We start from the raw sequence: 14,936 nt of genomic DNA, 5'->3' as shown, positions 1-14,936 counted from the left end.
GTGGCGATTCTGCCGGGCTGCGCCTTGCGCTGGCTCGTGGCGCGAGGCGATCGCCGCCTATAGCCGGTTGCCGCCCCGCAGCGCGCTTGCCGAGACTGCGGCGGCGATCCAACCTGACAAGGACACGTTTTCCATGGCCGATACCGCGCCCGTGCAACTGGCTCTCGGCGACAGCGCCGCCCGCCAGCTCGCCAACGCCACCAAGACCGCGCCGATCCTGGCGACCATCAGCCCGCGCTGGCTGACCCATCTGCTGCAATGGGTGCCGGTCGAAGCCGGCATCTACCGCCTGAACAAGGTGCGCAACCCGCAGGACGTGCAGGTGTTGTGCGCCAAGCGCGACGAGTCCGAGCTGCCGACCACCTTCGTCGACTACGAGACCCAGCCGCGCGAGTACTTCCTCAACGCCGTCAGCACCGTGCTGGACGTGCACACCCGCGTTTCCGACCTCTACAGCAGCCCGCACGACCAGATCAAGGAGCAGCTGCGCCTGACGATCGAGACGATCAAGGAGAAGCAGGAAAGCGAGCTGATCAACAACCCCGACTACGGCCTGCTCGCCAGCGTGCACCCCGACCAGGTGGTGTACCCGCTGACCGGCGCGCCGACGCCCGACGACTTCGACGAACTGCTGAGCAAGGTCTGGAAGGAACCGGCGTTCTTCCTGACGCACCCTCTGGCCATCGCCGCCTTCGGCCGCGAATGCACGCGCCGCGGCGTGCCGCCGCCCACCGTCAGCCTGTTCGGCAGCCAGTTCCTCACCTGGCGCGGCATCCCGCTGGTGCCCAGCGACAAGGTGCCGGTCGCCGACGGCAAGACCAAGGTGCTGCTGCTGCGTGTGGGCGACAAGCGCCAGGGCGTCGTCGGCCTGTACCAGCCGGGGCTGCCGGGCGAACAGAGCCCCGGGCTGTCGGTGCGTTTCATGGGCATCAGCCGCAACGCGATCGCCTCCTACCTGATCTCGCTGTACTGTTCGCTGGCGGTGCAGACCGAGGACGCGCTGGCGGTGCTGGAGGACGTCGAAGTCGGCAAGTACCACGCCTACCCTGATACCTACCGATGACCCACCCCCGTAGCACCTTCGGCGCTCCCCCTCGAGGGGGCGACGCCAGCGACCGGGCAAAGCCCGGCCGCGGCGTCCGCTTGATGCGCTGCGGTCACGGATCGGGGCGCGCGCCTCGGTCATGCTCAGAAAACACCCCTTCCTGATGACGACCCCCGAGATCCCGGCCGCGGCGCCGCCGCCCGGCCTGCCCGACCCGGCGCTGCTGGCGCGTCTGGCCGGCGAACTTTTCAGCAGCTGGCCGGGCGCGGCCACGGTGCCGGCCACCGGCGGCGTGCCGCTGCCCGAGCGGCCGCATCCGGCCGGGCTGACGCCGCCGCCGGGCAGCTACGGCCCGTCCACGCCGGCCGCCGTGCCGGGCGGTCTGCCGCCCGGCGCCAACCTCGTGCCGACCTCGCCGCAGAGCGCCGCCAACATCGGCGCCTCGGCGCCGGCACGGCTGCCGCATGCGCAGGCCGGCAACGGCGTGCCCGACGTGCCGCTGTCGGCCGCGCCGGCCTACGACGGCCGCGTCGGCAGCCACCTGCTGGCGGTGCCGCAGGCGCCGGCGGCGCCCTTCCATTTCGCCGAGGCCGAGGCGCTGGGTTTCCCGGCCGCCGAAGCGGCACCGGCGGCGACGCCGACGGCCGACCCGGCCTTCGAGGCGCTGCGCGCCCTGCCCTGGCAGCTGCCGACCGCGGCCGCCGTGCCGCGGCTGGACGCGGTGCCGACGCCACCGGCCGCGCCGGCCAGCGCTTCGCCGCGCTACTACTTCGTGCCCGAAGCGGCTCCGGCGGCCCCCGCCGGCCGCCCGGGCTTCGCCGACGCCCATCCGCCGCTGGACGTGCACGCCGTGCGGCGCGACTTCCCGCTGCTCAACGAGCGCATCAACGGCCACCGCGTCGTCTGGCTGGACAACGCCGCGACGACGCAGAAGCCGCAGGCCGTCATCGACCGCCTGGCGCACTTCTACGCCCACGAGAACTCGAACATCCACCGCGCCGCGCATGCGCTGGCGGCACGCGCCACCGACGCCTACGAGCAGGCGCGCGAGACCGTGCGCCGCTTCATCGGCGCCGCGTCGACCGAGGAGATCGTCTTCGTGCGCGGCGCCACCGAGGCCATCAACCTCGTCGCCGCCGCCTGGGGCTGCCGCCACGTCGGGCCGGGCGACGAGATCGTCGTCTCGCACCTCGAGCACCACGCCAACATCGTGCCCTGGAAGCGCCTGGCCGACGAACGCGGCGCCAAGCTGCGCGTGATCCCGGTCGACGACAGCGGCCAGGTGCGGCTCGACGAGTACCAGCGGCTGCTCAACGAGCGCACGAAGATCGTCGCGGTGACGCAGGTCTCCAACGCGCTGGGAACCGTGGTGCCGGTCGACCAGATCGTCGCCATCGCGCGCCGCGCCGGCATCCGCACGCTGGTCGACGGCGCGCAGTCGGTGTCGCACCTGAAGGTCGACGTGCGCGCGCTGGACACCGACTTCTTCGTCTTCTCGGGCCACAAGGTCTTCGGGCCGACCGGCATCGGCGTGCTCTACGGCCGCCGCGAGGTGCTGGAGGACCTGGCGCCCTGGCAGGGCGGCGGCAACATGATTGCCGACGTCAGCTTCGAGCGCATCGTCTACCAGCCGCCGCCGGCCCGTTTCGAGGCCGGCACCGGCAACATCGCCGACGCGGTGGGGCTGGGCGCGGCGCTGGAGTACGTCGAGCGCCTCGGCATCGAGAACATCGCGAAGTACGAGCACGGGCTGCTCGAGTACGCCACCGGCCGCATGGCCGAGGTGCCCGGCCTGCGGCCGATCGGCACCGCGCGCGACAAGGCCAGCGTGCTGTCCTTCGTGCTCGCCGGCTACAGCACCGACGAGGTCGGCCAGGCGCTCAACCGCGAAGGCATCGCGGTGCGCACCGGCCACCACTGCGCGCAGCCCATCCTGCGCCGCTTCGGTCTGGAAGCCACGGTGCGGCCCTCGCTGGCCTTCTACAACACCTGCGAGGAGATCGACCAGTTGGTGGCGGTGCTGCAGCGCCTGGCCGCGGCGCGGCCGGTGGCCGGCCGCCGCTGAGCCACGCATCGGGGCCCCGGCCGGCCATGCGCCGGCCGGATAAACAAACGACGAAGGCTTCGTGGCGGCCTGGCGACCGGCGCCCTATCGTGAGGGCACACACCAGGAGAAGCCTCATGCCTTTCGTCGCCGTGCTGCCGCAGCGCCTGCCCTGCCCGCGTCGTCCGATGCCGGCCGAGCCCTGCGCGCGCATCGTCGACGCCGACATCCGGCGTGCAGCGCTCGCGGTGCTGGCGCAGACGGCCACCGTCTGGTGGCCGAGTGCTCCGCGCCAGGTTCAGTCGCTGGCCAGCTTCACGCGGTCGGAGAGCCGGGCGTAACGCTCGTAGTCGCGCCGCACCAGCTGCGCCAGCTGCTGCGGCGTGCCGCCGACCGGCGTGATGCCCTGCTTGCGCAGCGCCTCCAGCACCGCCGGCTGGCGCAGCGTGGCGCTGGCGTCGTGCGCGATGCGCTCGACCACCGGCGCCGGCGTGCGCACCGGCGCGAACAGCGCGAACCAGCTCGTGACGCGGAAGCCCGGGATCGACTCCTGGGCGGTCGGCACCGCCGGCAGCAGCGGGCTGCGCTGCGCGCCGCCGATCGCCAGCGCACGCAGCCGGCCCGACTGGATGTGCGGCAGCGCCGCCGTCACCGAGACCCACATCGCCTGCGCCTGGCCCGAGGCGACGTCGGCCACCGCCTGCGAGCCGCCGCGGTAGGGGATGTGCACGAAGAAGAAGTCGCGTTCGATCTTCAGCAGCTCGAAAGCCAGGTGGTGCAGCGAGCCGACGCCCGCCGAGGCGTAGCTGTAGGCGCCGGGGCGCTTCTTCGCCGCGGCGACCATCTCGGCGATCGTGCGCCAGCCGGTGGCGGCGTTGACGACGAGCACGTAGTCGCTGTCGGCCAGGTGCACGACCGGCGCCAGGTCCTTCAGCGGGTCGAAGGAGAGCTTGCCCTGCAGCGCCGGGGCGATGGTGATCGCGCCTTCCTGCGACAGCGACAGCGTGTAGCCGTCGGCCTCCGAACGTGCAGTGGCCTCGGCCGCGACCAGGCCGCCGGCGCCGGTGCGGTTCTCCACCGTCACCGGCTGGCGCCAGTCGTCCTGCAGCTGGCGCGCGACGATGCGCACCGCGACGTCGGCACCGCTGCCGGCGGTGTTGCCGACGAGGATGCGCACCGGCTTGGCCGGGAACGCGGCGGCGTTGGCGTGGGCGCTGCCCAAGGCGGGCGCGGCGACGGCGGCGGCGCTCCAGTGCAGCAGGCGGCGGCGGGAGATCGGGGACATCAGGGAGCTCCGGAAGAAGGCGAAGAACTCAGGATCGGGGCACGGCGGCGCCCAGGCCACGCAGGATTTCGCGTGAGCAAGGACGCTGCATGCATGAAGAAAAACGCCGCGGCACCGGAGCGGGCCGCGGCGGTGTCAGCAGACGCTCAGACGGCGGCCAGCGCCTGGTCCAGGTCGGCCAGCAAGTCGGCGATGTGCTCGATGCCGACCGACAGCCGCACCGTGTCCTCGGACACGCCGGCCTTGGCCAGTTCCTCGGGCGCGAGCTGGCGGTGCGTGGTCGACGCCGGGTGCGTGGCCAGCGAGCGCACGTCGCCGATGTTGACCAGCCGCGTGAACAGCTGCAGCGCGTCGAGGAAACGTGCGCCGCGTTCGCGGCCCTGGCCGGGCTCGCCCTTCAGGCCGAAGGTCAGCAGGCCCGAGGCGCGGCCGCCGTAGTTCTGGCGGATCAGCGCGTGGCTGGGGTGGCCTTCGAGGCCGGCGTAGTTGACCCAGGCCACCTTGGGGTGCTGGGCCAGGTGCTGGGCGATGGCCAGCGCGTTGTCGCTGATGCGCTCCATGCGCAGCGCCAGCGTCTCGATGCCGGTCAGGATCTGGAAGGCGTTGAACGGCGAGATTGCCGCGCCGGTGTTGCGCAGCGGCACGACCCGCGCGCGGCCGATGTAGGCCGCCGGGCCCAGCGCTTCCGTGTAGACGACGCCGTGGTAGCTGACGTCAGGCGTGTTCAGGCGCGGGAAACGCTCCGGGTACTTCGCCCACGGGAACTTGCCCGAGTCGACGATCGCACCGCCCAGGCTGGTGCCGTGGCCGCCCAGGTACTTGGTCAGCGAGTGCACGACGATGTCCGCGCCGTGTTCGATCGGGCGGAACAGGTAGGGGCTGGGCACGGTGTTGTCGACGATCACCGGCACGCCGTGGCGGTGGGCGATGGCGGCGATCGCGGCGACGTCGGTGACGTTGCCGGCCGGGTTGCCGATCGACTCGACGAAGATGGCCTTGGTCCTGGCGTCGATCAGCGGCTCGAAGCTGGCCGGGTCGTTGGCGTCGGCGAAACGCGTCGTGACGCCGAACTGCGGCAGCGTGTGCGCCAGCAGGTTGTAGGTGCCGCCGTAGAGCGCACTGGAGGCGACGATGTTGTCGCCGGCCTCGGTGATGGTCTGGATGGCGTAGGTGACGGCCGCCTGCCCCGACGCCAGCGCCAGCGCGGCGATGCCGCCTTCGAGCGCCGCGACGCGCTGCTCGAGCACGTCGGTCGTCGGGTTCATGATGCGCGTGTAGATGTTGCCCGGCACCTTCAGGTCGAACAGGTCGGCACCGTGCTGCGCGTTGTCGAAGGCGTAGGCCACCGTCTGGTAGATCGGCACCGCGACGGCCTTGGTCGTCGGGTCGGGGCTGTAGCCACCGTGCACCGACAGGGTCTCGAAGCGCCAGCCGGCGCGCGGGTTCTGTTCGCTCATCGTCGTGTCGTCCTCAGCTCGTGGAGCCGGTGTTCGTTTTGGGTCGAGTGCATGCTCGCCCAAGCCGTTCATGCGCACAACGAAACAAAATGACTCTGCTTATAACTGCAGAGCATTAAAGAGCTCAGCCCAGGCTCAGCAGCTCGACGACCCGGCTGCGGCTGATGCCGCCCAGCGCCGGTGCGATCGCGACATAGGTCTCGTAGCTGGCGCTGTTGAGCGCCAGGTTCAGGTCACCGGCGAACTGGCTGGCCCAGTCGCCGTCCTGCGCCGTGGCCGAGGCTTCGCTGGCGAGCAGCCGGCGCAGCGACTCGGCGACACGCTGCACGCGTTCCAGCGCCTGGCTGACCTCGCGCAGCGTGCGCCGCGCCTGTTCGCTGTCGGCGACGCCCCACTGCGCCGGGTCCAGCGCCTCCTTCTGGCGCTGCAGCCGCACCGGCTGCGACTGGCCGGCCGGGTAGCGGATGCCGCCGCCGCTGACGCTCAGCGAGGTCTGCAGCGTGGCCCATTGTTCTTCGGCGACGCTGAACACCGGCTCGCCGCCGGCGTCCATCGAGGCGCGCACGCCGGCCGGTGCCAGCGTGCGGTCGAGCTGGCGCACGGCGCTCTCGGCGTCGCCGCCTTCGGGCAGCACGACGCTCAGCGTGCGGCGCGCGCTGCGGGTCTGGAACGACAGCGTCTCGGCACGCCCGCCGTCCAGCGCGGCGCTGCTCAGGCCGCGCATGCGGAAGCGCACGCGCGAACGGCCGTCGGCGTCGAAACGCAGCGCGTCGTCGAGAAAGCCCGAGGTCTCGTCGCGCCGCGCCTGCCAGGCCTCGGCGGCGGCGGCCAGCGCGTCCTGCAGATCGTCCTGGGCGCCGTCGGTCGCGGCCTTGGAGGCGCCGTCGGCGCCCCGCCGGGACAACCGCTCCTGCAGCACCTTCAGCCGCTGCTGCAGCTCGTCGAGGTAGTTCAGCGTGCGCTGCGCGCCGGCGACGGTGCGGTTGGACAGGCCCTGCTCGCGCTGGCGCGCGGCGCGCAGCGGCGCGGCCTCGCGTTCGGCGGCGGCCGGGGCTGCGGCCGGCGTCGAGTCGCCGGAGGCCGACGTCGCCGCGCCACGCGCCGCCGTGGCGGCACCGGCCTCGTCGCGGCGAGCGCCGCGCGTCGGCTGGGCGCCGGGGATCGTGTTCTGGACCTGCACCTGCGCGTCGCTCCCGCGTTCAGATCACGTCGAAGAGCGACAGCCCCGCCACCTTGGCATAGGACTTCTGCGTCGCTTCGAGCGCGCTCTTGTAGCCGTCCAGGCGGACGGCGGCGTCGGCATAGTCCAGCGCGCCGTACTCGGTCTTCGCCTCCTCGTTGGCGAGGCTGACGTCGGCATGGTTGTCGCCCAGCGTCTGCAGCAGGTTCATCGCCCCGCCCTGGCGGGCGATCAGGCCGCTGACCTTGCCGAGTTCGACGTCGATGCCGTCCAGCGCGCCGGCGAACACCGCGCGCACCGCGGGCGCGCTGACGTCCGGCCCGGTGTCGGCGGTGGCGGCGGCGAGGTCGAGCTTGTTCAGCAGGCCGGCCATCGTCGTCAGCGAGACGTTGGCCGGCTGGCGCACGCCGTTGCCGACCACGACCCATTGCGTCTCGCCGTTGCCGGCCCAGCTGTAGCGGCTGCCGGCCGGCTGCGAGGCGTCGTAGGCGATCGGCGCGGTGGTGCTCAGCGTGCCGGAGAACATGTAGCGCCCTTCCTGGTCACGGCTGTTGGCGGTGTAGAGCAGGCTGTCGCGCAGCGAGGTGAGCGTGCTGCTCATCGCCTGGATGTCGTCGGGCGTGTTGGCGCCGTCGGCGGCCCAGACGAGCTGGTCGCGCGCGTCGAGCAGGTCGGAGTTCAGCGAGCCCAGCAGCGCCTCGTTCTGCTGCAGCCGCGAACGCAGCGCGCCGATGTTGTCCTGGTACTGCTTGATCGCCGACTGCTCGCGCGACAGGCGCGACAACCGCACCGCGGCCACCGGGTCGTCGGAGGGCACGGCCAGGCGCTCGCCGGTGGCGATGCGCTCCAGCAGCGACCCGACCTGGGAATCGGCCTGCTGCAGCGCGCGTGTCATCGTGCCGTGGAACTGGTTGCTGGCAATGCGCATCGTCGTCTCCGCGTCCGTCAGAACATCTGCAGCGCGGCGTCGAACAGCTCGCCGGCCACCGCGATCACCTTCAGGTTGGCCTGGTACATCTGCTGGTACTGCAGCAGGTTGGCCGCCTCCTCGTCGCGGTTGACGCCGCTGGTCGACTTCCAGTTCTGCTCGGCCTGGTCGCGCACCGTCTCGGCCGTCGTCAGCGCGGCCTTGTTCTGCGCGCTGCGGCTGCCGAGGTCGCCGAGCAGCTGCGAGCAGGCGTCGCGCAGCTGCACCGAGCCCAGCAGCGGCAGCGAGACGCTCTGGTTGGGCAGGCCGATCAGCGTCTGCAGCACGTCGCTGTTGCCGGGCTTGGCGGCGTCCGACGAGAACGCCAGCTGGTCGGCGGTCAGCGTGCCGTTGACGGCGATGCGGCCGGTGCCGGCATCGAACTGGAACAGCGGCTGGCCGGGGTTGCCCGACAGGTCGAAACCGGTGGCCAGCGTCGTGTTCACCGCCGAGGCGATCTGCGAGGCCAGCGAGGCGACGCTGTCGGACATCGGCTTCAAGACCTTGCCGACGTACTCGCCGAGCCCGGCGAGCTGGCCGCCGAGCACGTCGTCGCCGACCGTGTAGTCCTGGTTGGCGAAAGACAGCGTCACCGCCGGCGGCGTGCCGTGGTCCATCGCCACCGCCGCGGCGCGCCCGCCGACGACCAGCGGCATGCCGTTGCGCAGCGAGACGCTGCTGCTGCCGTCGGACTGCGGCACGACCTGCACCGCGACCAGCGAGGACAGCGAGTCGATCTTGCGGTCGCGCTCGTCGAGCAGCGCCGAGGCGTTGCTGCCCGAGGCCTGGGCCGCGGCGATCTGCTTGTTCAGCGTCGCGATGCCGCCGGCCAGCGTCGTGACCTGCGAGGTCAGCGTGCCGCGCTGCTGCTCGATCGCCGAACGCTGGTTGGCCAGCATCTGCTGCAGGTTGACGAAGCGCTGCGACAGCCCGTCGGCGGCGCTCAGCACCTGCTGGCGCAGCGGCGTCGAGGTCGGCTCGACGCTGGCGGCGTTGAAGGCGGCGAAGAGTTCGTCGATGCCGCCGCCGATGCCGCCCGCCTCGTCGCCCATCACGCGCTCGAGCTGGGTCAGGTAGGGCTGCGCCGACTCGCGCCGGCCGAGTTCGGAGGCCGCCTGCCAGAGCTGCAGGTTCTTGTAGCCGTCGCTGAAACGCTGCAGCGAGCCGACCTGCACGCCGTCGCCCGCCGAGACGCCGACACGCGTCGTGCCCAGCGCGACCAGCAGCGTGCCCTGGCGGGTGTAGCCGTCGGTCATCGAGTTGGCGACGTTCTGGCCGACGGTGGCCATCGCGATCTGCGTCGCCTGGGTGCCCGACAGGGCGATGCTGATGAGGCTCATCGGGGGTCTTGGTTGGCGGGTCGGGCCGGATGGCCCTGTCCTGCAGGTTGGGCGACGGCCGGAGCCTGCGGCTTAAGCGGCTCGGGCGGCAGCACCTGGCGCAGCAGCGCGTCGGCGATGCCGAAGGCACGGCTGCCGGCCATCGCATCGGCGACGGCGCGGTCGGCGATGTCCTGCATGTCGTCGTGGATGCGGCTGCGGCTCTCGTCGTCGTTCAGCTCGCGCAGGCCGCTGCGCGCCTGCTTGAGCATCTGCCCGATCATGTAACCCTCGAACTGCACCGCCGCCTTCTCGGCGCGGGCGCGGGTCGCGGCGTCGATCGCCGGGGCCGGCGCCGCCTCGGGCAGCTCGGCGGCCAGGCTGCGGCGCAGCGGGTCGATCGCGTCCATCGTCGGCTCCTTCTTCAGATGACGACCAGTTCGCCGTCGATGGCGCCGGCTTCGTCCAGCGCCTGCAGGATGGCCATCACGTCGTCGGGCGTGGCGCCGGTGGCGTTGATGACGTCGACGATGGTCTGCAGGCTGGTCGACGCCGGCCAGCGGAACATGCGTCCGCCGCCCTGCTGGTCGACCTGGACGTCGCTGCGCGGCACGACGGCGGTCTCGCCGCCGCGCGAGAACGGCGTCGGCTGGCTGACCTGCGGCGTCTCGGAGATGACGACGCGCAGCGCGCCGTGCGACACCGCCGCCGGCCGCACGCGCACGCCTTCGGCGATGACCACGGTGCCGGTGCGCGAGTTGAAGACCACCTTGGGCACCTCGGCGCCGGTGGCGATCGGCAGGCGGCCGAGCGCGGCGACGAAGGCCACGCGTTCGGTCGGGTCCCGCGGCGCGGCGACCTCGACGGTGGTGCCGTCGCGCGTCGTCGCGGCGCCGGCCCAGCGGCGGTTGATGGCCTCGACGACCGCCGTCGCGGTCTCGAAGTTGGGCCGCTTCAGGCTCAGCCGCACGGCGCCGCCGGCGTCGAAATCGGTCTCGATCTCGCGTTCGACGGTGGCGCCGTTGGGCACGCGCCCGGAGGTCGGCGTGTTGATCGTGACGCTGGAGCCGCTGGCGCCGGCAGCGCTGACGCCGCCGACGACGACGTTGCCCTGGGCCAGCGCGTAGACCTCGCCGTCGGCCGCACGCAGCGGCGTCAGCAGCAGCGTGCCGCCGCGCAGGCTCTTCGCGTCGCCCAGCGAGGACACGGTGATGTCGATCTGCTGGCCCTTGCGGTAGCCCGGCGGGAACACGGCGCTGACCATCACCGTCGCGACGTTCTTGGACTTGCTCTCGGTGCGTTCGGGCAGCTTGACGCCGAACTGCTTGAGCAGGTTGCTGACCGACTGGCCGGCGGCCTTGACCTGGGTGCTGTCGCCCGAGCCGTTGAGGCCGACGACGATGCCGTAGCCGACGAGCTGGTTCTCGCGCACGCCTTCGACGTGCACCAGGCTGCGCAGCGGCCGCGTCGGCGCCTCCTGCGGCGGCGTGCGCGCGGGCGCGGCGGCGGCGACGGTGGCGGCCAGGGCCAGCAGCCAGGCGGCGGATCGGGCGCGGAGGGTCATGGTCAGAACGGCATCCAGGGGCTGTTGAAGAAGCGCGTCAGCCAGCCGGCGCTGTTGGCGTCGGCGAGCGTGCCGCGCCCGGAATAGACGATGCGCGCGTTGGCCACGCGCTGCGAGGACACGCGGTTGTCGGTGTCGATGTCGCCGGCGCGCACGTAGCCGGCCAGGCGCACGAACTCCTCGCCCTGGTTCAGGTACAGCGACTTCTCGCCCGAGATGCGCAGCAGCCCGTTGGGCAGCACCTCGAGCACGACGACGGTGATCGAGCCGGTCAGCGCGTTCTGCTGGGTGCTGGTGGCGTTGCCCTTGAACGAACGGTCGGCGCCGAACTCGACGCCGGTCTTCTGCGACTTGCCGCCGACGACCAGCGGCGAGACCGTCGTGCTGCTTTCCTTGCCGTACTGGGTGCCGGCGGTCTTGCTGGCCTGGGTCGTCTCGTCCAGGCCCACGGTCAGCACGTCGCCGACGCGGAAGGCGCGCGTGTCGCTGTGCAGCGTCCAGGCGGAGTCGGCGACGAACACGCCGCCGGCCTGGCCGCGCGCGCGCACCGGCGCGGGCATCGGGTCGCCGGCCGGCACCAGCGGCGCCTGCGGCGGCGAGACCGCGGCGCAGCCCGACAGCACGGCCGCGGCGAGGGCGACGGCGGCGGCTCTCATCGTGCGGCCTGCGCCAGCGTCTGCAGCATGTTGTCGGCGGCCGAGAGCACCTTGGTGTTCATCTCGTAGCTGCGCTGCGCGGCGATCATCTCGACCATCTCCTCGACGACCTGGACGTTGGACGCCTCCAGCGAGCCCTGCTTGAGCTTGCCCAGGCCGTCGCTGCCGGGGTTGCCGACGGCCGGCGTGCCGCTGGCGGCGGTCTCGACGAACAGGTTCTCGCCGGTCGGACGCAGCCCGGCCGGGTTGACGAAGCCGGCGATCTGCAGCTGGCCCAGCTCGCTGGGCGCGGTGGCGCCCGGCACGATGGCGCTGACGACGCCGCTCTCGCTGATCGTGATCTCCTTCGAGCCGTTGGGCACGTTGATCTCGGGCACGATCGAGAGGCCCTGCATCGTCACCAGACGGCCGTCGGCGTTGACCTGCAGCTGGCCGGCGCGCGTGTAGGCGGTGTCGCCGTTGGCCTGCGCGACCTGCAGGAAACCGCCGCCGACGATGGCCACGTCCAGCGACTGGCCGGTGTTCTGCAGGTTGCCGGTGGTGAACACCTTCTGCGTGCCCAGCAGCCGCGTGCCGTTGCCCAGCATCGTGCCGGTCGGCGAGGTCGTGCCGTCGGCGCGCTGCGCGCCCGGGGTCTGCTCGACCTGGTAGAACAGGTCCTCGAACATCACCCGGTCGCGCTTGTAGCCGACGGTGTTGACGTTGGCGAGGTTGTTGGCGATCGCCTGCAGCTTGGCGTCCTGCGCCTGCACGCCGGTCTTGCTGATCCACATCGCGGGATTCATCGGGTCATCCTTTCTGGGGTCACTCGCGCACGAGGCGGTTGCCGGCCTGCACCATGTCGTCGGCGGCCTTGTAGAACTTCATCTGGATCTCGAAGTCGCGGTTCAGCGACAGCGTGGCCACCATCTCCTCGACCGCCGAGACGTTGCTGCCCTCCAGGTGGCCGGCGCGCACGCTGGCGGCGTCGGAGGTCTCGAACGGGCGGCCGTCGCGGGCGACGAGCAGGCCGTCGGCGTTCTTGGTCAGCGTCGCGGCCTCGGGGGCGACGAGCTTGAGCCGGTCGACGACCTGCATCGCCGTCTCGCCGGCGGCCTGCACCATGACGCTGCCGTCGCTGCCGATGGCCACGCGCTCGTACGGCGGCAGCACGATCGGCCCGCCCTCGCCGAGCACGTCGCGGCCGTTGATCTGCAGCGTGCCGTCGGCGGCGGGCTGCAGCGCGCCGGCGCGCGTGTAGGCCTCGCCGTCGCCCAGGCGCAGCGCGAGGTAGCCGCCCTGCACCGCGACGTCGAGCTCGCGCCCGGTCTCGCGCAGCGGGCCGGAACGCGTCGAGACGACGGTGTCGGTGAGTTCGGTGACGTGGCGCGCGTCGTAGCCGAAGCCCTGCACGGCACGCGCGTCGGCGGCCTCGAGGTCGGCACGGAAGCCGTCGGTGCCGGCGTTGGCCAGGTTGTTGGCGTGGATCTGCTGCGAGCGCAGCGCACGTTCGGCGCCGCTCATCAGCGTGTAGATCAAGGCGTCCATGACGTCGTGTCCGCCGCCGTCAGAGCGCCTGCATCAGCGCTTGCATCATCTCGTTCTCGGCCGAGAGGACCTTGCTGTTGGCCTGGTAGTTGCGCTGCGAGGACATCAGCGAGACGAGCTCGCTGGTCATGTCGACGTTGGACGCCTCGACGCGGCCGGTGCTCAGCGTGCCGGCCATGCCCTGGCCGGCGGCGAAGTACAGCGGCGCGCCGGTGGCGTCGTTGGCGACCCAGCTGGTGTCGCCGACGGCGGTCAGCGCCTGCTCGTTGGGCAGCGTGGCGATGGCCAGCGTGGCGACGGTCTGCGACTTGCCGTTGCTGTACTTGGCGATGACCTGGCCCTTGGCGTCGATCGAGGTGCCGACCAGCGTGCCCGAGGCGTAGCCGTCGGCCTCGTTCTTGGTCGTCGTCGCGTCGCCGGCCGAACGCGAGCAGCCGGCGTAGTCGACGGTCACCGCCAGCGGCTGCGCGCCGGTCGGCGTGCCCAGCGTCAGCGCCACCGGCGCGGCCGGCGTCAGCAGCTCGCCGACAGTGCCGAAGCTGAGCGTCTGGGTGCCGCCGACGACCGCGCCGTCGAGCGTGTAGTGCACGTTCACCGTCGAGCCCGTGCCCTTGACGAAGTACTGGGTCAGCGTGTGCTGCGCGCCCAGCGAGTCGTGCACCAGCGTCACGTTGGAGCCGTTGAAGCTCAGCGAGTCGGTCGGGTCGAACGGCGTCACCGCCGGCGCGGTCCAGTCCGAGGACATGTTGCCGACGTAGCTGACCTTGGTCGTGGCGGCTGCGGCGATCTGGCCGTTGGGCACCAAGATGTCACCAATGGCGCCGAGCGCGCCGCCGTTGGTCGCGGCATAACCCTGGGCACGGCGGCCGTTGGCGTCGAGCACGTAGCCGGTCTTGTCGACGGTGAACATGCCGACGCGGGTGAACACCGTCTGGCCGGCGGAGTCCTTGGAGGTGAAGAAGCCGCGGCCGGACAGCGCGACGTCCATCGCGCCGCCGGTGGCGGTGGTGTTGCCGCCGTCGGTGATGCTCTGGGTGATCGAGCCGAGCTCGGCGCCGACGGCTTCGCCGCCGGCGTAGACCGAGCTGTAGTTGGCGCGGCCGGACTTGTAGCCCAGCGTGCCGGCGTTGGCGATGTTGTTGCTGATGACGTCGAGGCCGGAGGTGACGGCGGCGATGCCGGACAGGGCGATCGAGAAGCTCATGGCGGTCTCCTGGAAGGTCAGATGGCGGTGGCGGCGCTGCGGCCGGAGAAGGTCGTGACGGCGTCGGGATCGGTCTGGCCCACGCCCTGGACGTCGAGCACCAGCGTGCCGGCGGCCGAGAGGCGAACCGAGTTCAGCTTGCCCGTCACCTCGATGGCGGGCTTCTCGCCGCCGCTGGTGGCGACGGCGATCGTGTAGCTGCCGGCGGGCACGCCGGTCTTCGCGGGGTCGAGCTCGAACGCGACCTCGCCGGCGGGCTGGCTGCCCAGGTCGACGGTGTAGGTCTTGCCGCTGGCCGAGGTCAGCTGCAGCTTCGTCGTGCTGCTGGGCTCGGCGAGCTCGAAGCGGCCGGCGACGCCGTGCTGGCCGTCGAGCACCAGCTTGTCGGTGGTGACGCCGAGCTCGTGGCCGACCATGCCGCCGAAGCCCAGCGCCTGCAGCCCGGTGATCAGCCCGGCGGTGGCGCTCCCCTGCGTGGCCAGGGTCTGCAGCGACTCCATCTGGCTGAGCTGGGTGAGCTGGGTGACGAACTGGCTGGCGTCGGTCGGCTCCAGCGGGTTCTGGTTGCGGATCTGGGCCACCAGCAGCGAGGTGAACATGTCCGAGGTGCTGCCGTTGGCGGCGACGGTGGAGCCGGAGCCCGCCTTGGTGGCGGTGGCCGCGGCGTCGGTGTAGAGGCCGGCCATCG

General features: G+C 72.0%; 15 protein-coding genes. 3 read left to right on the top strand and 12 right to left on the bottom strand.

Features of this window, described 5'->3' with window-relative positions; all coding sequences use genetic code 11:
• Positions 1-133 precede the first annotated feature (133 nt).
• From RGE_RS09730 to RGE_RS09720, 3 genes are all read left to right on the top strand, one after another.
• Positions 134-1,063 (top strand): family 2A encapsulin nanocompartment shell protein, encoded by a 930-nt coding sequence (locus tag RGE_RS09730; protein WP_014428199.1) that lies wholly within the window; start codon positions 134-136, stop codon positions 1,061-1,063.
• A 145-nt stretch (positions 1,064-1,208) separates the two neighbouring features.
• The gene (locus RGE_RS09725; protein ID WP_014428198.1) at positions 1,209-3,110 is read left to right on the top strand and encodes a family 2A encapsulin nanocompartment cargo protein cysteine desulfurase; all 1,902 of its coding nucleotides are present in this window, start codon (positions 1,209-1,211) and stop codon (positions 3,108-3,110) included.
• Between the two features lie 116 nt (positions 3,111-3,226).
• A complete protein-coding gene (locus RGE_RS09720) occupies positions 3,227-3,430 on the top strand; it encodes a hypothetical protein (protein ID WP_014428197.1) in 204 nt (67 codons plus the stop codon).
• Here the strand turns inward: RGE_RS09720 and RGE_RS09715 are convergent.
• The 12 genes from RGE_RS09715 to RGE_RS09660 form a co-directional block, all read right to left on the bottom strand.
• Positions 3,388-4,374, bottom strand: a complete 987-nt coding sequence (locus tag RGE_RS09715; RefSeq protein ID WP_014428196.1) for a tripartite tricarboxylate transporter substrate binding protein — start codon at positions 4,372-4,374, stop codon at positions 3,388-3,390. The two genes, RGE_RS09720 and RGE_RS09715, sit on opposite strands and share 43 nt — an antisense overlap.
• Before the next feature lie 146 nt (positions 4,375-4,520).
• Positions 4,521-5,831, bottom strand: a complete 1,311-nt coding sequence (locus RGE_RS09710; RefSeq protein WP_014428195.1) for an O-acetylhomoserine aminocarboxypropyltransferase/cysteine synthase family protein — start codon at positions 5,829-5,831, stop codon at positions 4,521-4,523.
• A 124-nt stretch (positions 5,832-5,955) separates the two neighbouring features.
• Positions 5,956-7,011 (bottom strand): hypothetical protein, encoded by a 1,056-nt coding sequence (locus RGE_RS09705; RefSeq protein ID WP_014428194.1) that lies wholly within the window; start codon positions 7,009-7,011, stop codon positions 5,956-5,958.
• A 19-nt stretch (positions 7,012-7,030) separates the two neighbouring features.
• A complete protein-coding gene (flgL, locus tag RGE_RS09700) occupies positions 7,031-7,939 on the bottom strand; it encodes a flagellar hook-associated protein FlgL (RefSeq protein WP_014428193.1) in 909 nt (302 codons plus the stop codon).
• Between the two features lie 17 nt (positions 7,940-7,956).
• Positions 7,957-9,318 (bottom strand): flagellar hook-associated protein FlgK, encoded by a 1,362-nt coding sequence (gene flgK / locus RGE_RS09695; protein WP_014428192.1) that lies wholly within the window; start codon positions 9,316-9,318, stop codon positions 7,957-7,959.
• Positions 9,315-9,707: a putative LfgJ protein gene (locus RGE_RS09690; RefSeq protein ID WP_014428191.1), complete on the bottom strand. Its 393-nt coding sequence runs from the start codon at positions 9,705-9,707 to the stop codon at positions 9,315-9,317. Before RGE_RS09690 ends, flgK begins: the two co-directional genes overlap by 4 nt.
• Positions 9,708-9,721: 14 nt before the next feature.
• The gene (locus RGE_RS09685; RefSeq protein ID WP_014428190.1) at positions 9,722-10,861 is read right to left on the bottom strand and encodes a flagellar basal body P-ring protein FlgI; all 1,140 of its coding nucleotides are present in this window, start codon (positions 10,859-10,861) and stop codon (positions 9,722-9,724) included.
• 2 nt (positions 10,862-10,863) lie between these two features.
• Complete coding sequence (gene flgH, locus RGE_RS09680; RefSeq protein ID WP_014428189.1) at positions 10,864-11,517, bottom strand: flagellar basal body L-ring protein FlgH; 654 nt, start codon at positions 11,515-11,517, stop codon at positions 10,864-10,866.
• On the bottom strand, positions 11,514-12,302 hold the full coding sequence (gene flgG, locus RGE_RS09675) for a flagellar basal-body rod protein FlgG (RefSeq protein ID WP_014428188.1): 789 nt from the start codon (positions 12,300-12,302) through the stop codon (positions 11,514-11,516). The genes flgH and flgG overlap by 4 nt, the downstream gene beginning before the upstream one ends.
• Positions 12,303-12,321: 19 nt before the next feature.
• Positions 12,322-13,044 carry a flagellar basal body rod protein FlgF gene (locus RGE_RS09670; protein WP_014428187.1) on the bottom strand — a complete coding sequence of 241 codons (723 nt, stop codon included), beginning with the start codon at positions 13,042-13,044 and terminating at the stop codon, positions 12,322-12,324.
• A 19-nt stretch (positions 13,045-13,063) separates the two neighbouring features.
• Positions 13,064-14,248 carry a flagellar hook protein FlgE gene (locus RGE_RS09665; RefSeq protein WP_014428186.1) on the bottom strand — a complete coding sequence of 395 codons (1,185 nt, stop codon included), beginning with the start codon at positions 14,246-14,248 and terminating at the stop codon, positions 13,064-13,066.
• A gap of 17 nt (positions 14,249-14,265) precedes the next feature.
• Positions 14,266-14,934, bottom strand: coding sequence for a flagellar hook capping FlgD N-terminal domain-containing protein (locus tag RGE_RS09660; RefSeq protein WP_014428185.1), 669 nt, complete (start codon positions 14,932-14,934; stop codon positions 14,266-14,268).
• Positions 14,935-14,936 lie beyond the last annotated feature (2 nt).

The organism is Rubrivivax gelatinosus IL144, assembly GCF_000284255.1.
Taxonomy (GTDB): domain Bacteria; phylum Pseudomonadota; class Gammaproteobacteria; order Burkholderiales; family Burkholderiaceae_C; genus Rubrivivax; species Rubrivivax gelatinosus_A.
Note: the sequence above shows the minus strand (reverse complement) of the source record. Positions and strands in the feature narration are given on the sequence as shown.

Excerpts from the sequence above, each read along its gene's own strand:
- RGE_RS09730 (WP_014428199.1), top strand. The coding sequence starts at position 134 with ATGGCCGATACCGCGCCCGTGCAACTGGCTCTCGGCGACAGCGCCGCC.
- RGE_RS09725 (WP_014428198.1), top strand. The coding sequence starts at position 1,209 with ATGACGACCCCCGAGATCCCGGCCGCGGCGCCGCCGCCCGGCCTGCCC.
- RGE_RS09720 (WP_014428197.1), top strand. The coding sequence starts at position 3,227 with ATGCCTTTCGTCGCCGTGCTGCCGCAGCGCCTGCCCTGCCCGCGTCGT.
- RGE_RS09715 (WP_014428196.1), bottom strand. The coding sequence starts at position 4,374 with ATGTCCCCGATCTCCCGCCGCCGCCTGCTGCACTGGAGCGCCGCCGCC.
- RGE_RS09710 (WP_014428195.1), bottom strand. The coding sequence starts at position 5,831 with ATGAGCGAACAGAACCCGCGCGCCGGCTGGCGCTTCGAGACCCTGTCG.
- flgL (WP_014428193.1), bottom strand. The coding sequence starts at position 7,939 with ATGCGCATTGCCAGCAACCAGTTCCACGGCACGATGACACGCGCGCTG.
- flgK (WP_014428192.1), bottom strand. The coding sequence starts at position 9,318 with ATGAGCCTCATCAGCATCGCCCTGTCGGGCACCCAGGCGACGCAGATC.
- RGE_RS09690 (WP_014428191.1), bottom strand. The coding sequence starts at position 9,707 with ATGGACGCGATCGACCCGCTGCGCCGCAGCCTGGCCGCCGAGCTGCCC.
- RGE_RS09685 (WP_014428190.1), bottom strand. The coding sequence starts at position 10,861 with ATGACCCTCCGCGCCCGATCCGCCGCCTGGCTGCTGGCCCTGGCCGCC.
- flgH (WP_014428189.1), bottom strand. The coding sequence starts at position 11,517 with ATGAGAGCCGCCGCCGTCGCCCTCGCCGCGGCCGTGCTGTCGGGCTGC.
- flgG (WP_014428188.1), bottom strand. The coding sequence starts at position 12,302 with ATGAATCCCGCGATGTGGATCAGCAAGACCGGCGTGCAGGCGCAGGAC.
- RGE_RS09670 (WP_014428187.1), bottom strand. The coding sequence starts at position 13,044 with ATGGACGCCTTGATCTACACGCTGATGAGCGGCGCCGAACGTGCGCTG.
- RGE_RS09665 (WP_014428186.1), bottom strand. The coding sequence starts at position 14,248 with ATGAGCTTCTCGATCGCCCTGTCCGGCATCGCCGCCGTCACCTCCGGC.
- RGE_RS09660 (WP_014428185.1), bottom strand. The coding sequence starts at position 14,934 with ATGGCCGGCCTCTACACCGACGCCGCGGCCACCGCCACCAAGGCGGGC.